This is a genomic window from Paenibacillus sp. RC67 (assembly GCF_030020805.1).
Lineage (GTDB): Bacteria > Bacillota > Bacilli > Paenibacillales > NBRC-103111 > Paenibacillus_S.
The window spans coordinates 3,091,397-3,112,944 of record NZ_CP125098.1 but is presented as its reverse complement, the minus strand read 5'-3'; the positions used below and the strand labels follow the sequence as shown (position 1 = coordinate 3,112,944).

Below are 21,548 nucleotides of genomic sequence, written 5' to 3'. Positions count from 1 at the left end.
CGCTCGAATCCCGTTGTCACTATATGACTTTTATTGTTGCTGTGCAGATACAGCCTTGTTCATCTGAAATAAGGACACTAGCTTTAATCCCTCTATTTCCAGATTCATACTACCACTATATCCTCTCTCGATTACACAGAGAACCGTGCTTAGCTTTGCTCCATACGCAGCAAGCTCTCTAGCGCTTAATATGATTTGACCTCCTGTTGTAACTACATCTTCAATAATACATACTCGTTTACCGGCTATGTCTACACCCTCGGCCAGTTTGCATGTCCCGTAAGCTTTGGCTTCTTTCCTGACAAAAACAGCCGGTATCCCCGTGGCTAAGGATAAAGCCGTCGCAATGGGGATACCCCCCATCTCTATTCCAGCTATGATTTCCGTATCACGCGGCAGAAGTTGTTTGAGTTCATTTGTGATAGCAAACAATAATCGGGGGTCTGATTCGAATTGAAACTTGTCGAAATATTGATCCGACATTTGTCCTGATCTAAGCTTGAAGCTGCCTGTTAGATGGGATGCTTTATAGATTGCTTTTTCCAAATCCTGCTTGTTCATAATAACCTCCATATGGCATTTATTTGTAACCTCTCGTATCATACTCATCCTTAATGGGAAATGATATGTGGATATAGACAAAATAAAAAACCGACTTCCGTCGGTTTGGCTAACAAGGTTGTTCAACTTCAAGCATTCCGTGTATTTTTAATCCTATGTGCAAAAGCAATTGCTGTTCAGCATTATGGACGCTGCAAGCAGTAATTTGTTCTATTTTTTGCAGACGATATTTAATCGTATTGACATGAACAAAAAGCTTCTTAGCCGTTTCGGATACAGAGCCGTTGTTTTCAAAATATTGCTTCAGCGTGAACAACAATTCCGATTCGTGAATCGAATCATAGGCCGCTAACTTTCCTATCGTTTCTGCTTGAAGGCTTTTAAGCTCCGTATGATCCTGAACGGCATGCAATACACGATAAATTCCCAAATCTTCAAAATGAACCGCCCCATTCTGTCCCCAAGGCTTTCCATATTGAATCGCTTTTGTTGCTTCCTCATATCCTCTATGCATTCCGTCAAGCCCAACATAAAAGCGCCCTATACCTATACTAATTAACGCATCGTCGTAAGCAGCTATTAAGTCATCGCGAACATGATCCATTCTGTGCAGTATGTTGTCCTTTAACGGGTCCTTCATATAAGGAAGTAATGGCATACCACTCTTAATCTCTCTGGAGAACAAGATTACAATCAAATCATTAACTAATGTCACAATAGCTTGTTGACTATCAAAACGGAATATGGAATTCAGTTTGTACAGTATCCTCCTATTACGTTCGGAATTCTTCTCCTCGTCAGGAGCTTGAGCTTCTTCTCGATAGTTCTTTTCATCTATGCGAATACAGACGACCTGATAGCTTTGGGAGAAATCCCAACCGAACATTTTCGCTTTCTCGATCACTTCTGTTATATCTAGTCGCCTGCTCAATAAAATATCTGTTAAAAAATGATCTTTTAAAGCTTGCTCCAAATCATGCTTCGTAATAGCTTTAAGAAATTCCAGAGCTATGAGCATCATCGCACGATCCAGCACTTGAAAGTCCTGCTCCATAAACTCTCTTGTCGTCTGCCAACATGTGATGTCCCCCCATACTTCCTCATTCAAAAGCAGAGGAGCAACAATACAAGAGGTCTGCTTATGGTTCAGTACGCGCTGCATCCGAATGGGCCGCTTTGCCGCTTTTAAATCACTATGCTGAGCCCGCGTGAGAGGGATGACATCCATCCCTTGGAACAGCTCTAACGAAGATAGTTCGGATCCTACTGTAATGAGGTTGCCCGTCATTTGTTCGATAGCCTCTGTCAAAGCCGGGATTCCCTTACCTCCGAGAGCAAGCTCTTTGATCCATTGGTAAAAATCCTCCAATCTTGATTTTCCTGTATCTACTCTTTTTAAAATAGGCTCCATCAATGGCGTCATAATTTCCAAATAGGCCATATCACTTGGAATTTCAATGATTGGAAAGTTCAAACGATTCCCTGCATCGATAATTGTGACAGGAATCTTGTCCACATAAGTTTGGGTTTTAATGGCCAATGCCGAGTTACCTGCGGCTGCCAACTGCGGAACTAACGAACGAATAGCTTCCTCATCGTCCTTAATGGGATACAAGCTGGATAATAGTAACACATTCCCGTTCAACCAGCGTACGACATCAGGCACTTCCATAACGGTAATCGATTCAATCTGATTGTCGAGTCCTCTATCTCCAGCAACCACCTTACAACTAGCAAGGCCGCCAAATTGCATTGCTTCCCTCACAGTGATTCCCACGTGTTCTATTCCCCTCAACTTCCCGTCTGCTGTGCTTGTCCATTCTCGTGTGACATAAGAAGAAGCAGCAGTTGCTGCTTCTTCTCAATGAATACAATAAGCTGTGCTACGGATTGTAATCCTAAAGCTTAGTATCGTCAATAGCGTTAAGCCACGCCCGGATATCTCCAATTATAGGAGCAATACAGCCTTCCTCGAATGGTGAGCGAAGTCCCGCAAGCTTCACCAATTGCGTGAAAGACTCACTGCCGCCTGCCCGGCACAGCTTCAAATAGCTCGACCATGCTGATTCGCGGTCATCATTAGCAAGCTTCCAATACTGCAAGGAACAAATCTGTGCGAGTGTATAATCAATATAGTAGAATGGACTTTTGAAAATATGCTGCTGCTGATGCCAGAAGCCTCCCCGCTCCAAAAATGGCATATCGTCGTATACGCGGCTAGGCACATACTTGCGCTCAACTTCGCGCCATGCTTGCTTCCTTTCGGCTGGAGTCATCTCAGGATTTTCGTAAATGAGATGCTGGAATTCATCAACGGCAACCCCATAAGGAATGAATGTAATTGCACTTCCCAGGTGGGAGAACTTGTATTTATCCGTATCCTCCTTGAAGAATGAATCCACCCAAGGCCAAGCCAGGAATTCCATACTCATCGAATGAATCTCGCAGGCATCCAACGTCGGATGCAAATATTCCGGTACTGCTAAGTCTCGGCTCATGTAAGACTGAAAAGCATGGCCCGCCTCATGTGTTAATACATCGACATCATGTGAAGTCCCATTAAAGTTAGAGAAAATAAACGGAGCTTTATGCGATCCGATATAGGTACAATAACCGCCGACACGCTTGCCTGGCTTGCTCTCCAGATCCATCAACCCATTATCCAACATGAAGCTGAAAAATTCATCTGTTTCCGGTGACATCTCTGAATACATCGTTTTGGCCTGCTGTACGATCCAATCCGGGTCTCCTTTTGGCTTCGGGTTCCCTGTCAAGAACGACAATCCGTCATAATAACGAAGTGAATCCACTCCAAGACGAATACGCTTGCGTTCGAATAACTCCGATGCCGCGGGTACGATATGTTCCAGCACCTGCAAACGGAATTTCGCTACTTGCTCTGGACCATAATCTGTCCGGTTCATGCGGGCATAGCCTAACTCGATAAAGTTGCGATAACCCAGCTTCCGGGCAATTTGAGTGCGCATACGTACAAGTTGATCATAAATATCATCAACCACTGCTTCATTTGCTTCAAAGAACGAATAGCGCGCATCTGTGGCTTTCTTCCGGGTTTCCCGATCCGTCGATTGCATAAACGGTGATAGCTGGGAAAGCGTACGCTCCTGACCGTCAAACTCGATTTTAGCGGAAGCAACCAGTTTTATGTATTCACTCGACTTCTTGTTCTCTTCCTTAAGATCCTCTACGATGATCGGATTGAACGTTTTCTGAGATAGCTCTGCCGTTGCAAACAGCTGCCGTCCCCATTTGGCTTCCAGCTGCGGACGGAATTTCGAATCAGCTAACGCTTTGTAATATTCCGTAATTAAGCCTTGATACACCGGTGATTGTTCATCTATATAATCCTGCTCCGCTTTATAAAATGGATCCGCGGTATTAATAGAATGCCTTATACGTGCGATGGTAAGCATAGATGAAACTTCTCTGCGAGCTGCATTGATCGCATCCATGGCCGCATCTTGTTCTTCGAATGTATCCGCAGCTGCAAACTGCTCTATCAAGATGGCAAAATCACGGGCAAACTGCTCCATATTCGGACGTTCATATACATAATCTTGAAATCTCATGGTTCTACCTGCTTTCTTTTTGATATCGTTATTCCCATTTTCCCTCGATCAACACGGGTTGTTCAGGGCCGCCTACGAGGCGCAAAAGCTCAATATGAACGCCATTCTCATCAAACCTGCATGTTACCCTATCTGAAAATGGAGTCGTTACATATCGCCATTCCATTTCGAATGTTTCTGAAGTAAGCCAACTCCCGCTTGCGGCTACTTTCGAAGGCCTTCCTGTCAGGTTCGTTCTGCCTTCTATCCAATGATTGATTCCGCAGCGTACTTGGTCCTCACCGTTTTGATTCCAGTACGTAACTACACAAGCATTATCCGTAAACTTAAGCATAGCTGCTTCAAACTTCAACTCATTAGGTGCAAAAACCATTCGTTTGCACGATACTTGAGCCGCCATTTCGGATGAAGCCTCTGATGCCAAGGGTTTGTAAGCAAGAGAGTTGCTTATCCGATTAAGCGATTCATAGGCTTCCTCATCGTTGGCTAACGGCTGCTCCAAAAATCCCGGCAGCAAGTATGTCCACACCAAATCAAGAACAGGCTGCAGCTTCTTCATACCCGAGGTCATAGCAATAACGACTTCCTGCTTGGGCAGTACGATACAGAACTGTCCGAACGCACCGTCACCTCTATAAGCTCCATGTCGGCACATCCAAAATTGAAAACCGTATCCTTGCTTCCAATCGCTTTCTTCGCCCGCTCCATTCTGAATTTGCAAGGAGGTAGCTTCTTCCACCCAAGCCTCGGACAACAGCCTCTTTCCTTGCCACATTCCCTTTTGCAAATACAATTGACCAAACAAAGCAATATGCTCCACCTTAACACTAAGGCCCCAGCCTCCCGTGTTTATGCCTCTTGGACACGTAGCCCAAGACACACCCCCAATGCCCAACGGTTGAAGTAACCGCGGCTGCAAATATTCCATGAGTGTTTGCCCTGATACCTTTTGTAGGATTGCTGAGAGCATATAGCTCGCGCCACTGTTATATACGAAATGCGTACCTGGTTCATACTCAATAGTGGTGTTCAAGAAAGCCTGAACCCAATCTCCATCGGGAGAATCCCACAGCTTCTGCATCGTGTCTTGACTGTGTCCCGTTGACATAGACAATAAGTGCCTTACACGCAATGAGCTAAAATTCCCGCTCCTTTGAACCTTTTTATCTGGGAAAAAATTTATTACAAAATCATCCAACAATAAAAGTCCTTCCTCGACAGCTAATCCAATTGCAGTTGAAGTAAAGCTCTTACTCAATGAGAACAGCATATGAAGGTTATCAGCATGATAAGGAGACCAACTTGCCTCAGCTGCCACTTGACCTTGACGCAGCAGCATAAAGCTATGAAGCCCAATCTTACTCGAGTCTGCTGCCTCCAAAAAAGCCGCCACTGCTAATGGAGATATACCAACCGACTCCGGCCTGCATCTAGGTAAAACATACGCTTGATCCATGGAAATGATTCACCCCTTTGAGTTCAATAATGTACTAATTCGCAGCTCGGCTGTGAAATCCTTCCAGTATTCATTCATCATGCAGTTTAAAATTGTCAAAAAAGAGCGCCATGCTCATTAAATTATTCTACATATGCTTACAGAATCCCACCTTTATGCTGGTAGCATAAATCCTCATTTGCATACATGGCTTCAATCCTTCAGTAATTGCCTAATATTTAAGTAATATTACCAAGACTGTTGTCATAAAGTATTTTAGAAGAAAGTCAACATACGACAAAACTTCCTTTTTTACATCGTATAATTAATGGTTTACTTATTGTAAAATATTCCAGTACCCACTAACCACTAACGAAATCTGAAGGGATGATTTGCTATTATTATTTTTGAAAAAATTAATTTTATTGAGTCTCAATGTATCAATCCACAAGATGCGATTATTATTCGTTTGCTCATGGAAGGTATAGGCACCCACGAAATCGTGTATTTAAAGAAAGACTCTCTGGATGCAGCTAACCGACTATTAGTCGTTAAAGATTCATATGGATTGAAAAGACAAGTCTCTGTCACTAAAAGATGTGTTGATCTTTTTCAAAACGCGCTTCAGCAAACCAAATATATTCTTAATAACGGCTACAATCCAAGCAAACAGTTATCCGTGAATTTACGAGACAGTGATTTCCTTATAAAAGTAAGCATTCAAGATTTTATCGCTAATCAAAGTATGATAACGGATATGGATTCCGTCGTGCTCCGAACGATTTACATGAGATTGCGCCGACTTGCCGAATTTTTCTCAACACCGGAACTAACGCATTTGACTGCTGTAAAGCTCGAGCTTAAGGAAAAAGCATACGCTTAAAAGACACGGAGGCTGCTCAAGCCTCTTTTTTCATGTCTGGAACTGTTCAATTGTGACTCGTTTTATATTAAAATAGAGACGGTTCCTGCTTTTGACAAGAGAGGTGAGTGCCGAAATGGAGAACAGAAAAGATTTGATTTATAACTACATATCTGACTTACAGATCCATTTATTAAACGGAGGGTTTACCCATTGCCGGCCTGATTGGGGATACCAGAATTTAAATCCTGAATACAATAAAATGTACTATATTTGCGATGGCGAAGGGTGGATTCGCATTCAGGATCAAGATGTGTATCCTTCTCCTGGGCAATTCGTGTTCATTCCGGCAGGTACCCTGCACTCCTTCTCTACGGTTAGCTCCAATACTTATACCAAATATTGGTGCCATTTTACATCCAATATTATGTTCTCTCCCTTGTTCCAATATTATGGGCTTCCTTATGTCATGAATACCTCTCCATTTGACGGAATCGTACAAGCCTTTCAACGTATGGAGCAGACGCTGTCTTGGACTGCACCCTCTTTGTCGCTTAGGGCCAAATCAGCCATTTACGAGATCATTTCTTCCTTTATAGACCATAGTGTTCGCAATGAACTGGAATCGGTGGCTCCTGCTTCCGTCCTTAAGCTTCAAAGAGTCACGGAGTACATCGATCATCATATGGACAAGGATATCAAGATTGAGCAGCTGGCGGAAATTATGCACTTCAATACGAACTATTTATATCATTTTATGAAAACGCATCTTGGCATTACGCCCATGCAATATATTTACAAAAGAAGACTTGATAAAGCAAAAGATTTATTAACCAGCACGGATGACACCCTTGCCGACATTGCTTCTGTAACCGGATTTAGCGATGTATATCACTTCTCCAAATCTTTCAAAAAGAATACCGGCATCTCTCCGCGTGCTTACCGGATTGGCGCAGCCAAAAGATGAAATCTGCAATGGATGCTTCACGATAGAAGATAAAAAAGCCGGGTCGAATTTGCTCCAGCATGATCTCAACTTAGAATTGACAAATGGTTAATTTATTCTGAGAGACACGTTCTGTCCGCGGTATTTGCTCAAGCACACAGAGTTATTCTTTATGCTAGGTAAACATTTTTTTGCTATTAAAAAGTATATACAATGGAGGCTGTCCTTGATGGTGACCTTTCAATCAATGAGCAAGTTATCATTGGAAGAGCTGGTTTGGTTATGGAATAAAGGTTTTGAAGGGTATTTTGTGCCGATTGCTATGGATGTGGACAAATTTATGGCGAGAGCGGTTAACGAGGGGCTGTCTCTCGACCATTCCATAATGATGTACGAAAAGGAGGAACCTATCGGCTTCGTGATTAATGGATTTCGGTGGATTGGTGGCAGGAAGGTCGCCTGGAACGGAGGTACAGGCATCGTACCTGCTTACAGGGGCAAAGGTGTTGGAAAACAATTAATGCATCAAAATATCCTTTTGTATCAGAAACAGAATGTTGAAATCGCGTTACTTGAGGCTATTGCTCAAAATGAACCCGCAATTAAGCTCTACCGGCATGCAGGGTATGATATTACCGAACGCTTAATCACTTTGCAATGCAATGAAACATTGAACAACGAACTACAGGTACTCACTCCACATCCTAAATACCTTGTACGCAGAGGATTATCCAGAGAGGTCGAACTGCTGGCTTTCTACCGTTCCCTCTCCGCCTGGCAGACGCAGTGGCCAAGTATCAGGGAAGGCGAATGCCTCATCGTAAGTGATTGTGGAGAAACGGTTGGATATCTGCTGCTTAAACGAGTGCTGGGAGAGGATGGCATGCTGGTTGCGGTCACAGTGTATCAATGTGAGGCAATGCCCTGCCATGCAGATACGGAAGCGATTCTGTCAGCAGCATTACAAGCTGCGCTGTCCCCACTTGATCACACGTGTAAGCGCGTAGCCGTGAATCTGAGGGAATCAAATCTGGAGTTAATCAGCCTGTTGAAGCGAATCGGTTTTACCACCTCGGTAGAACAAGTACATATGAAATTGCTTTTATAATGGTTTGCATTACCTGCTATCGTTATTGAGGTATTTCCTCCCTTTACGCTGAATCATCGTGAAAAAGGCGATGGAGTTAGCCATATACGCCTACGAGCTGAGACTCCTACCAGTTGTGCATTGGTAGGAGTCATTTTTTCATGGGTACTCAAAATAGTTATAAAATTTTTCTAAAAATCAAGAGTGATTATCATTTTATATCATGTTAGCATTCGAAATGTAGTGATCATAAATACAGGAGGGAAATGAAGATATGAATATGAAGGTCGAAACTCTTCCAAACTATCGCATCGCTTACGTTCGACATGTTGGGCCGTATGGTCCTGGAAACATTCAAGCCATGGAAAAGTTAAAAAAATGGGCTAAGGAGAAACATCTACTCAATAAATCAGCTATACTGCTCGGAATTCCTCAAGATAACCCAGAAACAACACTTCCTGAAAAATGCCGATATGATGCTTGTATTGTCATTTCCAACGACTATCAAATTGATAGTTCCATTTACGAAGGAGAACTCCCAGGAGGAACATATGTTATTTGCAAAATCAAGCATACAGCGGAAGCTATACAACATGCATGGGTTGAAATCTTTCCTACCTTACAAAACAGTGGTTATCAAATTGACAACAAACCGATTTTTGAAAGATACACCGGTGATATGATTAATAACGAGTATTGCGAATTATGTGTACCAGTAAAACCATTATAGCTTGATATATCAACCCAAAAAAGACGGGGTAAGGTTTCGCTTATCCCGTCAATCTGATACATCATCATTCCCCAATATACTTATTGAGCCCTTGTCCCCATTCGTTTCACAGGAGAAGGTCTAACGTCCCTTTGCCCATTTCCTGTACAAACGGATGAGAATGATTGCTTCGCCAAATCGGCTGCAGCTTACCCATTAAGTAATCGGAAAATTTCATCGTAATTCCTCAACCAAGCAATTCCTTTATTTTGATTTGGGAGTGTGACCCCATTCATAGATGAATTTCAGCATAACCTTCGTAAATTGAACCAATTGCTCGATGGATACTTGTTCATTCACTGCATGAGCGTTTTGCAAATCCCCAGGCCCATAAATGGCAGCTGGAATACCCGCATCTCCGAACCAACCACCGTCCGTTACCGTCGGCGAAACATCCACTAGGGCAGGCTGCTGGAGTATACTTTCGTGGACCTTGCCTAATAATCGTACGGCAGCATGATCCGGATCGACCTGCAGTGAGGGAAATATTTCTCCTCGATCCACAATCATGGAGGAGCCTCCCCATTCATACTGCGGCGGATTATCCCTTAGCCATGGATCGGCTTGAGCAACCCGGTTAAGATGTTCCTCTATCTCCTTAGCTACTCCTTCGTAGGTTTCATCGGGATAAAAATGAACCGTAATCCACAATCGGCACTCAGCGGCAATAAAAGCCGCATGTCTTCCTCCCTCAATCACGGCAGGATTGATCGTATTGGTCCCCGGAGCGAAGCCCGGATAGCTTTTCGTGACAGCCCAATGTCTCTCAAGCTCCTGAAGCCCTTGAATGATCTTCATCATCTTTTCGATCGCGCTTGCCCCAAATAGACCTCCGCCCGCGTGGATCATACTTTTTCTAGTTGCATCATGAAAGGTTCGTTTGCTCTTCACAGTAATCCAGCCGGTAATGACTCCGCCTTGGCCTTGAATATGCAAATCACTAGTGTCAACAACCACGGCAAAATCCGCACTGTAGCCACGATTGCAGCATTGAAGCGTCCCAGCTTCCCCTACTTCCTCACCAATAACAGATTGGAACAGCAAATCTCCGGGCAGGTGAATTCCTGCTTCGTCAAGGAGCTGGATAGCAAACAGAGCACCCGCTAAGCCGCCTTTCATATCCGATGCTCCTCTGCCTATGAGGACCCCGTCTCGGACCGCGGGCTCGAAGGGATCTTTATCCCAAGGTTCATCGGCACTCACTTCCGCAACATCTACGTGTCCGTTAATAATCAAGCTTTTGTATTGATCAGAAGCTTGTCCTTTCCTTACCGCAACAACGTTCGGGTCACCAGGATACACATCCCACTGATCAACCGCAAACCCGCGTTTTGCCAAGAACTTAGCGATAAATTGCTGAGCTTCCTCGGTATTTCTGGCTGGAGGCGCCGGGGTTTTGAAACGAATCAATTGGGCAGCCAAATTAATTAATTCTTCCTGTCTCTCCTCAACTTGCCTTACCAATGCCTCTAAAGTCTGACTCAATCCTATCCCTCCAATACCTAAAAATGTACAATAAAAAAACCACTCCGTTGGTCAAAGTGGTATACATGCATACTAAAAGCGCTGCATTGCCGTCCACTTCCCTTCGCTAGCATTACCTAGATCAGGTGTAAGGGTTAAGGCTTCCTGCCTTTCTCAGCTTCATTAGCACCCCTAGTGACTTCCTATTCAGTTCTTACTCATAGTACCATAGACAACGTAGAGTGCTCAATACACTAGGAATGCCATAGGCAATCCTCCGGCTTCTTGTCAAACAACCATTGCTTAAATACTGTTGTCCTCAGCTGATGGGTATCCGACCTTTCCAAATATTGAATGCGGCAGCACAGCTTAGGCTGTATCCATTGCGTCCTTTGGTCAAATTCCGTATAAATGTCCTTGACCAGCTCCATAAATAGAGCTTTATCCTCCGAACTAAAGCCAAATTCTACTAAGCCAACCGGCTTATTCTTAACCGTTCGAAATTGCAAGCCGAGAACAAGAGCGAAGGGTTTCATCCTGAAGCCAAGGATCACGGCGTCGATAGTCTTGAAATGCTTGATTTTGAACCAATCTCGGCTCTGCGTATTCGGTATATAGATCGAGTCCTTACGTTTGGCTACGATGCCTTCCATATTTCTGATACGTGTTAAGTCAAACAGAGCAAGGCCTCGTTCCAGAACATACATAGTGGGCATTATCACTTGTGAAGGCAGTATCAGCTGTTCCAACCGTTTCTTGCGTTCTATTAATGGGTCATGGATAAGCTCTCGATCCGTAAGTAATACATCGAAAACAACGAACGTAACAGGATGCGTGGCAACGGCCTGGCTAATCCTCATTGAATTGCTCAGTCGTCCACGGTAACTAAAATCATCAAACACAGGTCTCCCCTCCCGCATAACGATTCCTTCACAATCCAAAATCACAGTATGAGCCTTAATATGGGCGACAACCTGCTTCAGCTCTGGCAATTTATTCGTTATTTTATTTCCTTGACGCGTATAGGCCTCGATCCGTTCTCCTTGTTTATGGATAAGAATGCGCCAACCGTCCCACTTGGGCTCGAACAGGAATCGTTCATCGTCAAACGGCTCGTTCCGTATACTGACAAGCATAGGCTGTACCGGTGTGAATACTTGCAACTTCAATCACCTCATACCTTCATTCTTACCATAGAAGAACCATTCGTAACCGTGCTAAAATAACAATAGCTCTGTCTAAGAAAAGAGGCGGCTTCGAGCATGAATAGGAGAATATTCGGCAATCAACTCAAGCAGTGATGGACTAAACGGATGAATACCATTCTTCGCTCTTGGGAGAACTTAGCGTTTCGGCAAAGGGCTGTTATCCATACACGTTATCGAATACAATCCAGACTCGGTATGGGAAGCTATGGAGTCGCTTATTTATGCCAGGATATAGCCGCAAACCGTCTTTGCGTTTTGAAGCGAATAAGTCTTTTGCATGGAGGGTCGCTTCGTGCCCAACGAATATTTGATCAGGAAACTGCAGCCCTAGAGCATTTGAATCATCCTGGTATACCGGATTTGTACGAACGATTTCAAATTGGAAGGCATCTATGCTTCACCATGGAATATTTTGAAGGAAAAAGTGTGGATGAGTTGCTTTTTCATGAGAATCGGATTTATTCGGAAAGCCAGTCGCTCCTTCTGATAAAAAGGCTGCTGGGTGTCGTGGAGCACCTTCATTCCCATGGCATGGTTCATCGGGATATCCGCACGGCCAATGTGATAGTGAACCAAGAGCAAGTTCGACTCATTGATCTGGGGTTGGCCAGGAAATTAGATGATGAGGACTCCGATTCTTCAGATCCTTATGATGTGGATGAGGACGAACCATTGGAGAAAAAACTACGTAGGCGCGTTCATGTCACGAGTGATTTTTATGCAGTCGGTCATCTGCTTCTGTTTCTGTTATACAGTAATTATAGCTCTAAGGAAGGGAACGAGGACAACCAGGACTTAAGCTGGGAGCAGGAATTATCCATTCATCCACATACCAAAAAGCTGCTCCGCCGATTACTGATGACAGAACAGCCCATAGATCATACTCAGGATATTATTGAGCAAATTGACCAAATTCTTCTCCAACTAAAGTAACCTTATCAGCTGCTGTAAGAGCTTGAGGATCTTTTCTTTTTATAATGCTGGTGACCGTACTGATTATGCTTGTCATTCGAACGTCTCTTCTGATAGTTCTCGTAATCATCACTGCTACGACGCGGGCGGTACTGTGAACCACTGTGTTTATTAAGAAGCTTGCTTAATAGTTTACGCAACATGGCCAATTACCTCCTTTGGCTCTATATACGATCTACGGTTTATCACGTTCCAAGTATTTTAATGCTCACACAAAAAACGCCCCCTGTCGCTTTCTTTCTGTTGAAAGATAGCAACCAGGAGCACGCTTATTATGTTTGTAAATTGCCTGTCATTTGCTTCAACACTTTTAGGCAGGTTTCCAGCTCTTTGCCGTCAATCCCGTCGATGGATTCAGCAACTGTCTTCAAAACGAGACTAACAAGCGTTTCCTGCAGTCCTCTTCCTTTATCCGTTAAAAAGATCTGGTTGCTCCTCTTATCATTCGGATCTTGAGATCGGAACACCAAGCCTCGTTTGACCAAATTGTTAATGAGTCGGGATGTGCTGGGCTGATCATGATAAGTAGCTGTTGCGAGCTCCAGTTGGGAGCAGCCATCCTTGCGCCATAATTCGTCTAAAATAATCCATTGCTCAGGCGTCACATCATAATTGCCTATTTTGAAATTTTGCTGCAGCCGATTCGTTATCGTCTTCGCGGCTATACTGATTATGTATCCTGGAGATTCCTCCCGACGATACAGAACAACTTTTTCTTGACTGTCCATGGATGATCACTACCTCACTATACTGCGTACAATTTTGGTTGCTACGGGAAAGGCTATAAAAGCTATAGGTATCGAAACAAGAGTTCCTATCAACGTGCTCATCAGAAATGCGGTTCAAACTTCTTCAACCGAATCACCCCTGCGAGTTACTTGTTTATGCAAGTATTATGGAACCATTATATCCTTTAGATACTTGTTTATGCAAGTATCTATCTGCTTGGCACAAAACCATCGGTTTAATCCAACCCTCCATTAGCAAAACTCCCCGTCTAATAAGACAGGGAGTCTGCTCTACCGTTATTTTTTCTCCAAAGCGTCGATTTCCTTATTCGCCTCTTCCTCTGCTTTCCTCAGAGCAGAATTAATATCCAGCCCGCTCAGATGCTCGGCAAAGGCATTTTTGATTTTACCACGAACAAGGTCATCGTATTTGTTGGTTTTATGCGGTGTCTTGGTCGTACTTTTGAAAATGCTTTGCACATTTTTCGTTTTCAGAACTGGATATTCTTCCCCGAACTGTTTCAACAGCTTGTCATCCTTCAATGAAGGCAGCGCTCTTCCAAGCTTAACAAAATTGCTTTGAACCTCTTCGGATGCGGTTAAATATTGGATCACGTTGAATGCTTCATCCTGATATTTGCTTGTTTTCGATAACGCGAATACTTGGGCGTCCACCTCTGCCGTTTTCCCAGGCGTTTCCTTAAAGCTGGGGAATGCTACCACGTCCCAGTTGAAGCCAAGCTCCGCATCCGATTTAGCTGCCACCTGCAATCTCGTACCGAAGTACGGCATCATCGCAATGTTTTTGTCCTTGAAAAATTGGTCCACGGCTTTATACATATTCTTAGCATCCTTCGGCTCATTGCCGGGAATCGTGTTAAACTCTTTAGCTATTTCAAAAACTTTTTTCCATTCGTCAGTAGCAACCTTGGCTCTTCCCGTCTGCTCATCGATAAAAGGAACCGACAAGCCAAGTCCGAACGTTTCTATCGTATCTGCAGGCTGCATGCCATTATAGGTAACCCCATCCTGTACTCTGCTAAGCTTGGCCGCCAGCACCTTGACCTCGTCCCATGTCATTTGATCCGTAGGGTACGGAACGGAGAACCGATCAAATAGATCTTTATTGTACAGCATCGCATAAAAGTTAACATAAAACGGTACGGCGTACAGCTCTCCCTTGGTTCCATAGCTAGTAATTGCTTCAATAGCATCCTGACGGTACTGTGAAATGTCCAGCTTATGCTTTTTGGCTAACTCCCGCAAATCGACGGGGACATCCAGATCCTGAAAATTAATCAGTTGCCGTAAGCCGGTCATGATAATATCAGGCATTGCGCTGGCGGTAAGAAGCTCCTTGGGACTCGTGCCTTTACCATTCGGAACATATTCTAACGTGATATACGGAAATTTTGCCTTAACAGGGGCTGCAACATATTTTTCAAAATCATCCTGATTCAATGCCCCTGCGTAGGCGTAGGCTTGCAACGTGATTGGTTCATGATTCGAGCTTTCGCTAGTGCCTTGGGCTTCCTCTTGAACTTTGGCGCCCCCACATCCACTCATTAACAACAGCACAACTGAAAGCGTTATCATAATCGATTTTCTAAACATCTACTTGCCCCCTATAGAAAATGATAAAGACCACGAAAGTGCAGTGAACCACGGATGTAGGAGGTACCTCTTAAGACGAAAGTTACCTGGGTCACATACTATTAATATCATGCTTAATCTTCATTTGTAACTTGCTTAAACTGCAGCGTTGCCGCACTATCCCCAGGTATTTCATAACCGAAGCATTCGGAGCCAACTTGAACCTTGACAGATTTGGGATCCGAAGTGCGGTTTGAAGCGATCAATATGATCGTTCCGTCCGGATTTCGGAAAGCAGCCGTCTCCAGTTGATCCTCGTATGTATTCGAATCGATGCGCATCGCACCTGGTATAACAAACTTACTAATATGCCCAAGTGTATAATAATCCAGATTGTATTCAACCTCTCCGGTCTCACGACTTATACGGAGTAAACCCCTACAAGTACTTTTCTTTAATACAGTCGGACCATTCTTTTCATCCAGAGCAATATTCCACCATACTATCGATTTGGAGCCGTTTCTGGAGCAGCGGATGACATGCTTCATCTGATCCAGGAATGCTGCCTGCGTAGGAGGAATCCATTCTCCACCGGATGCCTCCGTAAACCAAATCCCTTTATCCGGAAATTGCTGTTGAATGACCGACATAGCTTCGTGCTTGCCTCCGTAACAGTGCCATGCGGAACCTGCTACATAATTATTGATTTCCGAGTTCCCCAACACTTTTTGAGCGTAATCCATGACATCCCAGTTATGGTCATAACACATGATGAGTGCAAAAATATGATTGCGACGAAAAGCCGGACCTAAATGCCTAATAAATTCGATTTGCTCCTCCGCGGTCATGAGCATCCCTGGGTACTGCGAAGGCTCGTAACCGGGTTCATTCTGCGGTGTAACCGCGTATATGGTTATTCCCTCTCGCTCATACGCATGAATAAACCGGACAAAATAGTCAGCATAGACGCCATAGCATTCCGGCTTCAACCGACCGCCTATCATTTGACCTGAGGTTTTCATCCAACCAGGCGGACTCCAAGGGGAGGCCATTATCTTGATATCTCTCGATATACGTAAAGCTTCTTGAAGCAACGGAATGATATGCCGCTGATCATGTTCTATTGTAAAGTGTTCCAGTCCATAGTCCGTTTCATTAGGCCCCAGCTCATTGTAGCTATACATTTCATCATTAAAATCACATGCCCCCATCGGTTGACGAATAAAGGTCATACCGATACCCTCTGTACGGTCAAACAGCTTCCTCATTACTTCAGAGCGTGTCGCCTCATCCAACCGTTCATGAATAAGCCAGGCGGATGCATCTGTAAAAGAAGCGCCGAATCCGTCCATTTCTTGAAATGTTTTAGCCGCGTTTATGTTAATTTTATATACATGGTCCCCTGCTTCTGATTCGCGTTTCAAATGCTGTACTGAATCGCTTTGCAGCTTTTTAGTTAAATCATGTGTTGTTAGCCAAGCTTCTGCTTTGATCATCTAGTTTCTCCTTCTTCCTCTAGTTAATCTGAAATCGATTTCATTTGTTTCAATACAACTGATACTCATCAAATCCAAATGATCACTAATTCTTAACTTTATTCATCCTCTAACCCCTTAGTGCTTTAATTAATTAGATTTGATTCCCTAATTCACACAATAATGAAATCGATTTCATTATTCCTTAATAGTCTTATGAACAACAGCGACCTCCCCTCTCAAATTAATTTCTTAATTTAATCATTATTAATGGTAATATTGCAATTACAAAGTAGTATCAAGATGATGAATTGAGTATAATATGCAATGAAATCGATTGCAACAATTAATTTTACATATTATGCTTATTTCATCACATAAAAAAAAGACCTCCCCACATATATGACGAAGTCATTCCTATAATCAATTAATTTTTATTTATCTTATCCTTCAGATAGCTGTCTAACAGCTGAGGCAAATATTGTTTACTACCCGGAGTGTCGCGTACAGTTGTCCATAGCGCTGCCGCTACTTTCATTCGATCTTCTTTTATTAGGTTCGATCCAGGATCTTTATTGAAATCTTTAACGAAATTATTCCACTGATATGTTTTTTCCTCCGGGCCTTCGACGACTTTCTTCCCATTATAAATATCAATTAAATCCGCCACGGTCATTTCCATATCACCTTGACGTTCTGCCTCTCTTAATGCCGCCGCCATATCCTTGGTAAACGAGAACTTCGGCAAGTTAAAGTATTGAGCAAAAAATTCACGAGCCCTCGCATTGAATTTAAATCCATCAGGAATAAGCTTCGTATGAAGAGATATCTCTTCTGTTCCCCTGTGATTCTTTCTAATCGTCGTATTCACTTTCCGGTCATCCTTCACAGCTTCACCACTCAATAATTTTTTAATCCTCTGTTCTAGCTCCGCTTTTGTCCCTGATGGAGAGATGTGATAGGTGCGGCATATATCGACCAAATCTGTTTTATACCAATAATGATTTTCAAATTCTTGAATAGTTAGCTCTATCGAAAAATGTGGTCGGTTCATTCTTTATCCTCATTTACTCCAATTATTTTCCTTACAACTATAAACAACTATACCCTAACAATTATTTCACTAAAGGAACCGAAGCGACAGTTCTGCTTCTAATGCATTTGTCGCCATTGAACATAATTTCAACCAAACCGATTTCAATTATCTCCGTTTGAAAAGGTTTGAAGCGGTTCAAGCTGTGCTGCACTGCCTCGACAATCTTTTCCTCATGAAGCTGTGTGGCAAGTGTACAGTGCGGGCTCCACTTATTGGGAATATAGTACGGATTCGCCGTCTGCTGATACCGTTCAAAATGTCTGTGGAATGCAGCATGAAGCTGCAGCAGCTCTTGAGTAATCGTGGGAGCTAGGTAACATGTTCGTGTTACAGGAAATATCCCGATGCTGTCAAAATGAATCCTCAGCGGTTTTTGGATATGAAAAAAAATCCCCTAAAATCCTTAACTAGATCAGCAATCGCGCTTTCCTGCACTTCATTATATACGGCCAAAGTAAGATGAGGCCTAAGCTCTTCGATATCATACATATAGCTTGAGATGGACTGATGATGGAGCTCCTTCCATACATCCTTTACGAAATCCTCTAGATTCGTGTCAAAAAACATTTCGACTGCGTACATTCCTATTCCTTCCCTTCTAATCATTCTATACGAAACTAAAAAACCGCCCCACAGGCGGTCTTAAGACTGTAATTTACATGGTATCATTTTTGAAAGTGCAGGAATATAGCTTCAAGCTACCCCTACACTTTACCATTTTTAACCATAAAAGTCGATAGAACCAATACTAGAAACGGAAGCCGTTATTTTTTACTTAACGAATTGAGATCGATGAAGGGAGTTGCCCCGCCTGTCACACTCGGCAGATGACCGTCCCATTTCTCAAGCGCCTTTTCCTGCACTTCAATCTGCTTAAACTGCACTAAATCTGGTGTAATCTCCTGCTTTTTCAATTTCAAGGATTCCGCTTCTGCTTGGGCTTGAGCAATCTTCTGCTTAGCCTCAATCTCGATCCGCTTCAAGTCGTTTTCTGCTTTCAATGCTTGCTGCTGGGCAACCTGTTTGGCTTCGATGGATTGATTGAACGCATCAGAGAATTTAAAGTTAACGATATTGATATCATTGACGATCAAATCGTATTTAGCTAGTCGCTTCGTTAAATGATCGCTAATTTCTCCGGCCACGACATCCCTCTTGGCAATTAAATCTTCCGCTGGATATTTTGCTGTCACTTCTTTGACAATCTCTTGAATCGCAGGAGATATGATAACCGTATCGAAGTTCCCTCCAATATTGTTCATCAAATTAAAAGCGGCCGATTTATTAACCGAATAGTTAACGGCAACATGTGTGGAAACCGGCTGGAGATCCTTGGAGGACGCTGAAGTATCGGTTTCTGCCTTAGTGACTTGGGTATTCACTTGGATAACCGTCTGAACGAATGGCAGCTTTAGATGAATTCCCGGACCTAGAATATCATCATTTAATTTGCCGAACGTCTTATACAGTCCGACATGACCATATTGTACGGAAGCAAAGCTGTTCAGTCCCGCAATAACGATAAGCAGCACAATGAAAATTGACGTTACGACAAAGTTCAAATTCATTTTCTTAGGGCTTTGGGTTAATTCCGTATTCATTCCATCAACCTCCAGTATTTGTATGTCGTACTCTTCATTACGTACTTTCACCGATTATGTTTCACTTCAAGACCTCAAGAACCGGAATTCCCTACTAATCCTGCAAGATCGTATCCAACTGCTGATACATTAGCTCCCGCTCCGCTTCCAGGAGTAGTTTTTCGTTGTGCATAGCTACAAGCTTGCTGTTGTCCGCTTCTATCTGCATTGCTTCATCCAACAATACGATTTTCCGTTCCATCAAAGCAATGTCCATTTCCAGCTTATTCATCTGCTTTTCCAACACCGAGGTTGTTTTAGATAATCGATGCTTAATCTCCGATTTATCTACGTTCACTTTTTCCGAGCCAGTATCCGGGTTTTCAGGTTGCTTTGACCGAACGTACTGCTTCAGCTCCTCACGTTTCACTCTTGCTTCATCGTAACGACCGTCATACTTTGTCAGCTTCCCATGCTCCAGCCAATAGGTCACATCAAATAATTTGTTCAAAAAATACCTGTCGTGCGATACGCAAATGACTGTTCCCGAAAACTCCTTCAAAGTATCTTCCAGCGCTTCCCTCGAATCGATATCCAGGTGATTCGTCGGTTCATCCAATAGCAGGACATTAATGTCCTGCACCATCAGCTGTGCGAAGCGAAGCCGCATTCGCTCTCCACCGCTCATACTCTTCAGCTTACGGAATACAGCCGCTCCATAAAATAAAAACTTAGCGAGCTGACCACGAGCTATACCTTCTTCCACCATTGCAACTTGGCGATAAGCGTCAATTATCGTCATTTCTTCGTCTTCAAACCCGTCCTGCTGGGCCAAATAGCCGATTTTCACTCCGCTGCCGATCTTCACACTCCCGCGATCTGGCTGAAGCCCTGATGCTATCATTTTCAGTATCGTGGATTTGCCGCTCCCGTTCTCTCCAACGATTGCCGTAAAATCCTGATAACGAATCAGCATATGGATATTATCAAACAGAAGGTTTGTCACACCGTTTCTCTCAAACGACTTCCCTACCTGCTCCAGCATCACTACGTCTTTTCCGCTGCGATCTCCCGCCTCGAAGGCCAAACCGATTTTCTTCCGTTCAAGAACCGGCCGGTTCACCTTATCCATTCTGTCCAGCGCCTTTTGCATAGCTGCGGCACGCTTAAACATCTTGGGATTATCGGCCTGTGCAGCCCAAATCCGCATCCGCTTGATAGCTTCCTCCATCTTCTTGATCTTCTTCTGTTGTTCTTGATACGAAGCAAATTCCAACAGCAGATTGCGCTCCTTCTCTTCAATGAAATTGGAGTAGTTGCCATGGTACACGTCGATGACTCCGCCTTCCATATCAAACACCTTAGTCACGACACGATCCAAAAAATAACGGTCATGCGACACAACCAATACGCTGCCCTTGTAATCCTGCAAATACGATTCCAGCCATTCTACTGCGTTCAAATCCAAATGGTTGGTCGGCTCATCCAGAAGCAGCAAATCCGGCTTAAGCAGCAATAGTTGAGCTAAGCATACTTTGGTCCGCTCACCGCCGCTCAGATGGCAGAACTTATTGAGAAGCAGATGGGAAATCCCCAGTCCGCTTACAACCCTCGACATATTAGAATCCATCTCGTATCCACCCAGATTTGCAAAAGCATCCTGTAACATACCGTATTCCTTTAAAGCTTTGTCCAAAGCAAGAGGATCAGCCATCAAGACTTCCAATTCCTTCATCCGCTCTTGCATCTTGCTTAGGTCAGCAAAGGCTTCCTGAAGAACGTCCTTTACAACAATCTCTTGCTCATTCTGGGGAATTTGATCGAGCAGTGCAGCTTGGCTTCCCTTTTTGTAATGAATGGTTCCGTGATCAGGACTCTCTTGACCTGCAAGCAGCTTCAGCAGTGTCGTTTTGCCGCAGCCGTTCGGGCCTACCATACCGATTCGGTCTCCCTCATGAATTTCCAGTGACATATTTTGAAAAATGGGAGTTCCGCCCCAAGTTTTACTCATTTTATCCATTGTACATAACAACATGTTCATCACACTCTCATTCGATTTATTGGGTAAGACAGCATAAAAAAGCCACAGATAAAAGGCAACCTTTTACCCGTGGCTTCTTTTGCGCCATATGCGTCTAACCGTAAAGGCAGTACTGCCGATACTTCATTAGAGCTGCAGGGT

21 protein-coding genes and 1 riboswitch are annotated in these 21,548 nt (G+C 43.5%); of the genes, 5 read left to right on the top strand and 16 right to left on the bottom strand.

Annotated features, from left to right (window positions below):
* Positions 1–30 precede the first annotated feature (30 nt).
* From pyrE to QMA13_RS14255, 4 genes are all read right to left on the bottom strand, one after another.
* Complete coding sequence (pyrE, locus tag QMA13_RS14270; RefSeq protein WP_282942168.1) at positions 31–561, bottom strand: orotate phosphoribosyltransferase; 531 nt, start codon at positions 559–561, stop codon at positions 31–33.
* Between the two features lie 109 nt (positions 562–670).
* On the bottom strand, positions 671–2,326 hold the full coding sequence (locus QMA13_RS14265; protein WP_282942167.1) for a PucR family transcriptional regulator: 1,656 nt from the start codon (positions 2,324–2,326) through the stop codon (positions 671–673).
* 133 nt (positions 2,327–2,459) lie between these two features.
* Positions 2,460–4,151 (bottom strand): M3 family oligoendopeptidase, encoded by a 1,692-nt coding sequence (locus tag QMA13_RS14260; RefSeq protein ID WP_282942166.1) that lies wholly within the window; start codon positions 4,149–4,151, stop codon positions 2,460–2,462.
* A 28-nt stretch (positions 4,152–4,179) separates the two neighbouring features.
* Positions 4,180–5,607 (bottom strand): serine hydrolase domain-containing protein, encoded by a 1,428-nt coding sequence (locus QMA13_RS14255; RefSeq protein WP_282942165.1) that lies wholly within the window; start codon positions 5,605–5,607, stop codon positions 4,180–4,182.
* A gap of 376 nt (positions 5,608–5,983) precedes the next feature.
* On the opposite strand from QMA13_RS14255, the gene QMA13_RS14250 reads away from it, so the two are divergent.
* The 4 genes from QMA13_RS14250 to QMA13_RS14235 all read left to right on the top strand — a co-directional run bounded on the left by QMA13_RS14250 (position 5,984) and on the right by QMA13_RS14235 (position 9,211).
* Positions 5,984–6,469, top strand: a complete 486-nt coding sequence (locus QMA13_RS14250) for a phage lytic cycle repressor MrpR family protein (protein WP_481858220.1) — start codon at positions 5,984–5,986, stop codon at positions 6,467–6,469.
* 115 nt (positions 6,470–6,584) lie between these two features.
* On the top strand, positions 6,585–7,415 hold the full coding sequence (locus QMA13_RS14245; RefSeq protein ID WP_282942163.1) for an AraC family transcriptional regulator: 831 nt from the start codon (positions 6,585–6,587) through the stop codon (positions 7,413–7,415).
* A 226-nt stretch (positions 7,416–7,641) separates the two neighbouring features.
* Positions 7,642–8,502, top strand: coding sequence for a GNAT family N-acetyltransferase (locus QMA13_RS14240; RefSeq protein WP_282942162.1), 861 nt, complete (start codon positions 7,642–7,644; stop codon positions 8,500–8,502).
* 253 nt (positions 8,503–8,755) lie between these two features.
* On the top strand, positions 8,756–9,211 hold the full coding sequence (locus QMA13_RS14235) for an AraC family transcriptional regulator (protein ID WP_282942161.1): 456 nt from the start codon (positions 8,756–8,758) through the stop codon (positions 9,209–9,211).
* A 106-nt stretch (positions 9,212–9,317) separates the two neighbouring features.
* Here the strand turns inward: QMA13_RS14235 and QMA13_RS14230 are convergent, their stop codons facing one another.
* The 3 genes from QMA13_RS14230 to QMA13_RS14220 all read right to left on the bottom strand — a co-directional run bounded on the left by QMA13_RS14230 (position 9,318) and on the right by QMA13_RS14220 (position 11,883).
* Complete coding sequence (locus QMA13_RS14230; protein WP_481858171.1) at positions 9,318–9,428, bottom strand: thiaminase II/PqqC family protein; 111 nt, start codon at positions 9,426–9,428, stop codon at positions 9,318–9,320.
* Between the two features lie 26 nt (positions 9,429–9,454).
* A complete protein-coding gene (locus QMA13_RS14225; RefSeq protein WP_282942160.1) occupies positions 9,455–10,735 on the bottom strand; it encodes an acetylornithine deacetylase in 1,281 nt (426 codons plus the stop codon).
* 81 nt (positions 10,736–10,816) lie between these two features.
* Positions 10,817–10,918, bottom strand: a riboswitch (TPP riboswitch).
* 50 nt (positions 10,919–10,968) lie between these two features.
* The gene (locus QMA13_RS14220) at positions 10,969–11,883 is read right to left on the bottom strand and encodes an ATP-dependent DNA ligase (RefSeq protein ID WP_282942159.1); all 915 of its coding nucleotides are present in this window, start codon (positions 11,881–11,883) and stop codon (positions 10,969–10,971) included.
* A gap of 144 nt (positions 11,884–12,027) precedes the next feature.
* Here QMA13_RS14220 and QMA13_RS14215 point away from each other — a divergent pair, with 144 nt between their 5' ends.
* The gene (locus tag QMA13_RS14215; protein WP_282942158.1) at positions 12,028–12,855 is read left to right on the top strand and encodes a serine/threonine protein kinase; all 828 of its coding nucleotides are present in this window, start codon (positions 12,028–12,030) and stop codon (positions 12,853–12,855) included.
* Between the two features lie 5 nt (positions 12,856–12,860).
* On the opposite strand, the gene QMA13_RS14210 is transcribed toward QMA13_RS14215, so the two are convergent.
* The 9 genes from QMA13_RS14210 to abc-f all read right to left on the bottom strand — a co-directional run bounded on the left by QMA13_RS14210 (position 12,861) and on the right by abc-f (position 21,377).
* Entirely contained in the window at positions 12,861–13,037 is a 177-nt protein-coding gene (locus QMA13_RS14210) for a hypothetical protein (protein ID WP_282942157.1), read from the bottom strand.
* A gap of 129 nt (positions 13,038–13,166) precedes the next feature.
* Positions 13,167–13,622 carry a MarR family winged helix-turn-helix transcriptional regulator gene (locus tag QMA13_RS14205; protein ID WP_282942156.1) on the bottom strand — a complete coding sequence of 152 codons (456 nt, stop codon included), beginning with the start codon at positions 13,620–13,622 and terminating at the stop codon, positions 13,167–13,169.
* A 297-nt stretch (positions 13,623–13,919) separates the two neighbouring features.
* Entirely contained in the window at positions 13,920–15,236 is a 1,317-nt protein-coding gene (locus QMA13_RS14200; RefSeq protein ID WP_282942155.1) for an ABC transporter substrate-binding protein, read from the bottom strand.
* Positions 15,237–15,349: 113 nt separating this feature from the next.
* A complete protein-coding gene (locus QMA13_RS14195; protein WP_282942154.1) occupies positions 15,350–16,711 on the bottom strand; it encodes a glycoside hydrolase family 30 protein in 1,362 nt (453 codons plus the stop codon).
* 406 nt (positions 16,712–17,117) lie between these two features.
* Positions 17,118–17,744: an SAP domain-containing protein gene (locus QMA13_RS14190; protein WP_282942153.1), complete on the bottom strand. Its 627-nt coding sequence runs from the start codon at positions 17,742–17,744 to the stop codon at positions 17,118–17,120.
* A 61-nt stretch (positions 17,745–17,805) separates the two neighbouring features.
* The gene (locus QMA13_RS36570; RefSeq protein ID WP_481858219.1) at positions 17,806–18,126 is read right to left on the bottom strand and encodes a 2'-5' RNA ligase family protein; all 321 of its coding nucleotides are present in this window, start codon (positions 18,124–18,126) and stop codon (positions 17,806–17,808) included.
* Positions 18,127–18,149: 23 nt separating this feature from the next.
* A complete protein-coding gene (locus QMA13_RS14185) occupies positions 18,150–18,368 on the bottom strand; it encodes a hypothetical protein (RefSeq protein WP_282942152.1) in 219 nt (72 codons plus the stop codon).
* Between the two features lie 182 nt (positions 18,369–18,550).
* On the bottom strand, positions 18,551–19,387 hold the full coding sequence (locus QMA13_RS14180; protein WP_282942151.1) for a prohibitin family protein: 837 nt from the start codon (positions 19,385–19,387) through the stop codon (positions 18,551–18,553).
* Between the two features lie 94 nt (positions 19,388–19,481).
* The gene (gene abc-f, locus QMA13_RS14175) at positions 19,482–21,377 is read right to left on the bottom strand and encodes a ribosomal protection-like ABC-F family protein (protein ID WP_282942150.1); all 1,896 of its coding nucleotides are present in this window, start codon (positions 21,375–21,377) and stop codon (positions 19,482–19,484) included.
* Positions 21,378–21,548: the final 171 nt, after the last annotated feature.

Coding starts and splice junctions, on each gene's coding strand:
- QMA13_RS14240 (WP_282942162.1), top strand. CDS start 7,642: ATGAGCAAGTTATCATTGGAAGAGCTGGTTTGGTTATGGAATAAAGGT.
- QMA13_RS14185 (WP_282942152.1), bottom strand. CDS start 18,368: ATGTACGCAGTCGAAATGTTTTTTGACACGAATCTAGAGGATTTCGTA.
- QMA13_RS14210 (WP_282942157.1), bottom strand. CDS start 13,037: ATGTTGCGTAAACTATTAAGCAAGCTTCTTAATAAACACAGTGGTTCA.
- QMA13_RS14235 (WP_282942161.1), top strand. CDS start 8,756: ATGAATATGAAGGTCGAAACTCTTCCAAACTATCGCATCGCTTACGTT.
- QMA13_RS14230 (WP_481858171.1), bottom strand. CDS start 9,428: ATGAAATTTTCCGATTACTTAATGGGTAAGCTGCAGCCGATTTGGCGA.
- QMA13_RS14215 (WP_282942158.1), top strand. CDS start 12,028: ATGAATACCATTCTTCGCTCTTGGGAGAACTTAGCGTTTCGGCAAAGG.
- abc-f (WP_282942150.1), bottom strand. CDS start 21,377: ATGAGTAAAACTTGGGGCGGAACTCCCATTTTTCAAAATATGTCACTG.
- QMA13_RS14255 (WP_282942165.1), bottom strand. CDS start 5,607: ATGGATCAAGCGTATGTTTTACCTAGATGCAGGCCGGAGTCGGTTGGT.
- QMA13_RS14205 (WP_282942156.1), bottom strand. CDS start 13,622: ATGGACAGTCAAGAAAAAGTTGTTCTGTATCGTCGGGAGGAATCTCCA.
- pyrE (WP_282942168.1), bottom strand. CDS start 561: ATGAACAAGCAGGATTTGGAAAAAGCAATCTATAAAGCATCCCATCTA.
- QMA13_RS14180 (WP_282942151.1), bottom strand. CDS start 19,387: ATGAATACGGAATTAACCCAAAGCCCTAAGAAAATGAATTTGAACTTT.
- QMA13_RS14260 (WP_282942166.1), bottom strand. CDS start 4,151: ATGAGATTTCAAGATTATGTATATGAACGTCCGAATATGGAGCAGTTT.
- QMA13_RS14200 (WP_282942155.1), bottom strand. CDS start 15,236: ATGTTTAGAAAATCGATTATGATAACGCTTTCAGTTGTGCTGTTGTTA.
- QMA13_RS14195 (WP_282942154.1), bottom strand. CDS start 16,711: ATGATCAAAGCAGAAGCTTGGCTAACAACACATGATTTAACTAAAAAG.
- QMA13_RS14190 (WP_282942153.1), bottom strand. CDS start 17,744: ATGAACCGACCACATTTTTCGATAGAGCTAACTATTCAAGAATTTGAA.
- QMA13_RS14245 (WP_282942163.1), top strand. CDS start 6,585: ATGGAGAACAGAAAAGATTTGATTTATAACTACATATCTGACTTACAG.